Annotated in this window: 5 protein-coding genes; all 5 read left to right on the plus strand. The window is 46.7% G+C overall.

The annotated features are described in order from the left end of the window. The first annotated feature begins 58 nt into the window (after window positions 1-58). Entirely contained in the window at window positions 59-673 is a 615-nt protein-coding gene (gene rplC / locus ACYC56_RS14120) for a 50S ribosomal protein L3 (protein WP_461374815.1), read from the plus strand. Window positions 674-798: 125 nt separating this feature from the next. After that, entirely contained in the window at window positions 799-1,422 is a 624-nt protein-coding gene (rplD, locus tag ACYC56_RS14125; RefSeq protein WP_461374811.1) for a 50S ribosomal protein L4, read from the plus strand. Then, entirely contained in the window at window positions 1,419-1,700 is a 282-nt protein-coding gene (locus tag ACYC56_RS14130; protein ID WP_461374812.1) for a 50S ribosomal protein L23, read from the plus strand. Before rplD ends, ACYC56_RS14130 begins: the two co-directional genes overlap by 4 nt. Window positions 1,701-1,729: 29 nt before the next feature. Continuing rightward, window positions 1,730-2,557 carry a 50S ribosomal protein L2 gene (gene rplB, locus ACYC56_RS14135; protein WP_461374813.1) on the plus strand — a complete coding sequence of 276 codons (828 nt, stop codon included), beginning with the start codon at window positions 1,730-1,732 and terminating at the stop codon, window positions 2,555-2,557. A gap of 110 nt (window positions 2,558-2,667) precedes the next feature. Next, window positions 2,668-2,916 (plus strand): 30S ribosomal protein S19, encoded by a 249-nt coding sequence (gene rpsS, locus ACYC56_RS14140; RefSeq protein WP_461374814.1) that lies wholly within the window; start codon window positions 2,668-2,670, stop codon window positions 2,914-2,916. Window positions 2,917-2,935 lie beyond the last annotated feature (19 nt).

Consider the following 2,935-nt stretch of genomic DNA (forward strand, 5'->3'; position numbering starts at 1 on the left):
GACGTTGAGATAAAACTGTAAAGATAGTTTTTTAATACAGTTTCTTTAGAGAAGGGTGATCATGCAAGGAATTTTAGGAAAAAAGCTGGGAATGACCCGAATATTTATTGAAGAGGGGAAGTCTGTGGCCGTAACGGTCATTGAAGCCGGTCCCTGCGTAGTGGTTCAGAAAAAAGGGGAACAAAGCCAGGGAGCAGTCTATCAGCTCGGATTTGTGCCGGCAAAACCCAAAGCGGTTACTAAGCCGAATCAGGGGCATTTTGCAAAAAAAGGGATACCACTCATGGCCCATCTGAAAGAATTTCCGGCCTCGGGCGACCTGTCTTATAAAGTGGGCGATGAAGTCCGGGTCGACATTTTTCAGGTAGGGGATAAAGTCAAAGTCCAGGGGACCAGTAAGGGGAAAGGCTTTGCCGGCGTGATCAAACGTTGGAATTTTTCGGGTGGAAAAGATACCCATGGGTGCACTTCTCACCGGGTCCCGGGTTCCATAGGATCTAGTGCCTACCCCTCCCGGGTCATCAAAGGCAAAAAGCTCCCCGGGCATATGGGAAGTCGCCGGGTGAGCGTCATTCACCTTTCGATTGTTGATATCAGGCCGGAAAGTAATTTACTGCTGGTTAAAGGGGCTGTACCCGGGAGCCGAAATAACCTCCTGGCAATTTATAAGTAGTAAAAATATAGAAGTTAGAATCCAGAAGTCAGAATCCAGAAGACCTAACCGAGTATTTTTCGATATTGAAAGATGAGTTGTTCTGAACTCTGACTCCTGACTCCTGGATTCCAAAGAGGAAAAAAATGCCAACGGTAACTGTCTATAACCTCACCGGAGAAAAGGTGGAAGAACTTTTTCTGAAGGACGAGATCTTTAACCGGGAGGTTAATCCCCATATACTCCATCAGATGGTCTTGAGTTCTCAGGCTAAACAAAGGGCCGGGACTTCTTCAACCAAGGATCGAGCCGAAGTTCGCGGCGGCGGCAAGAAGCCTTTCCGTCAAAAAGGGACCGGCCGAGCGAGACAGGGTACCAGGACCTCACCCTTGATGCGCGGTGGGGGAGTTATTTTTGGGCCCTCTCCCAGGACCTACGAACTCAAGGTCAATAAAAAGGTCAAGAAATTAGCCATGAAAATGGCTTTGTCTTCCAGGTTGCAGGGAGATCAATTGATGGTTCTGGATAATTTTCATCTGGATGAGATCAAGACCAAAACTTTCTCTCAAGTTATGGATCGTCTTCAATTGAAAAAAACATTGATTGTCACCGATCAGGAAAATTCAAACCTAGAAAAATCAGCCCGTAACATGAATGGAGTAAAGGTTCTCCGGGCTGATGGGTTGAATGTCTATGATGTCTTGAGATATGATCGTCTGGTTCTGCTTAAACCCAGCATCCCGATTATTGAGGAGGCCTTAGGCCAATGAAAGATATGTTTCAAATTATAAAAAGGCCCTTATTAACGGAAAAATCGACTCGTAAAAAGGAAGAAATTAATGAAGTGGCCTTCGAGGTGGACCGACGAGCCAACCGTTCAGAGGTGAAGATGGCTGTCCAGACTCTCTTCAAGGTTAAGGTACAACGGGTCAATCTCATGCAGATCGAAGGGAAGAAGAAGCGGGTAGGAAAAAAGCTCGGAAAAACTGCAGATTGGAAGAAAGCCCTGGTCAAGTTGGCCCCAGGTGAAGCGATTGAAAATTTATAAAGAAGGGACCTTGGTAAGGGAGAAGCAATATGGCCATTAGAACATGTACACCAACTTCACCGGGAAGGCGATTTCAAACCTTTGATACCTTCGATGAAATTACAGGCAAAGAACCGGTTCGGAGTCTGTTAGAACCTTTACCTCGGACAGGGGGGCGTAATAATAATGGCCGTATCACCAGCCGGTATAAAGGGGGCGGTCATAAACGACAATATCGTCGTATCGATTTTAAGCGGGAGAAGATAGATATTTCGGCTAAAGTGGCCGGGATAGAATACGACCCCAATCGTTCCACTCGGATCGCCTTACTTCACTATGCCGATGGTGAAAAGCGCTATATTCTGGCCCCTCACCAGCTCAAGGTGGGAGATCTAGTCATCAGTAGCGGACGGGCCGACATTAAACCGGGAAACAGCCTGCCTATTATCAACATTCCTCTGGGTACCTATATCCATAACATCGAATTAAGACCGGGATGCGGCGGGCAACTAGCTCGCAGTGCCGGGACTTATGCCCAACTCATGGCCAAAGAAGATAAGTATGGACAAATCAAGTTACCCTCAGGAGAGGTCCGCAAGGTCTTATTAACTTGCAGGGCCACTATCGGTCAGTGCGGGCATCTTTTGCATGAAAGGGTTTCTTTAGGCAAAGCCGGCAGAAGCCGATGGTTGGGGCAAAGGCCCAAGGTGCGAGGTGTAGCCATGAACCCGGTTGATCATCCCCATGGGGGAGGAGAAGGAAAGTCCTCCGGAGGCCGGCATCCGGTAACCCCTTGGGGGGTTCCGACCAAAGGATTCAAAACCCGGAAGAAAAAAGCCAGTGATCGGTTGATCGTTAAAAAGAGAAAAACACAATAAAAATTTCGGATTGAGGAATGAATCATCACCTTAATTATTTTGCAATCCGAAATTAAAATGGGGGTAGCGTGGCACGTTCATTAAAAAAAGGTCCTTTTGTTGATTAACCTTTGTTGAAGAAAGTACGAGAATCCCAGGAGACCAAGAGCCGGAAGGTTATCAAAACCTGGTCGCGTCGTTCAACCGTCCTGCCTGAATTTGTAGGTATGACTTTTGCGGTTCATAACGGGAAAAAGTTCATCCCGGTCTATGTTACCGAAAATATGGTCGGTCACAAATTGGGAGAATTTTCTCCTACCCGAACTTTTTATTCCCATTCCGGGGATAGAAAAACCGCGGTTAAAGGAAAGGCCAAGTAGGAAAGGGTAAATTATGGAA

Source organism: Candidatus Aquicultor sp., assembly GCF_054640775.1.

Excerpts from the sequence above, each read along its gene's own strand:
- rplD (WP_461374811.1), top strand. The coding sequence starts at position 799 with ATGCCAACGGTAACTGTCTATAACCTCACCGGAGAAAAGGTGGAAGAA.
- rplB (WP_461374813.1), top strand. The coding sequence starts at position 1,730 with ATGGCCATTAGAACATGTACACCAACTTCACCGGGAAGGCGATTTCAA.
- ACYC56_RS14130 (WP_461374812.1), top strand. The coding sequence starts at position 1,419 with ATGAAAGATATGTTTCAAATTATAAAAAGGCCCTTATTAACGGAAAAA.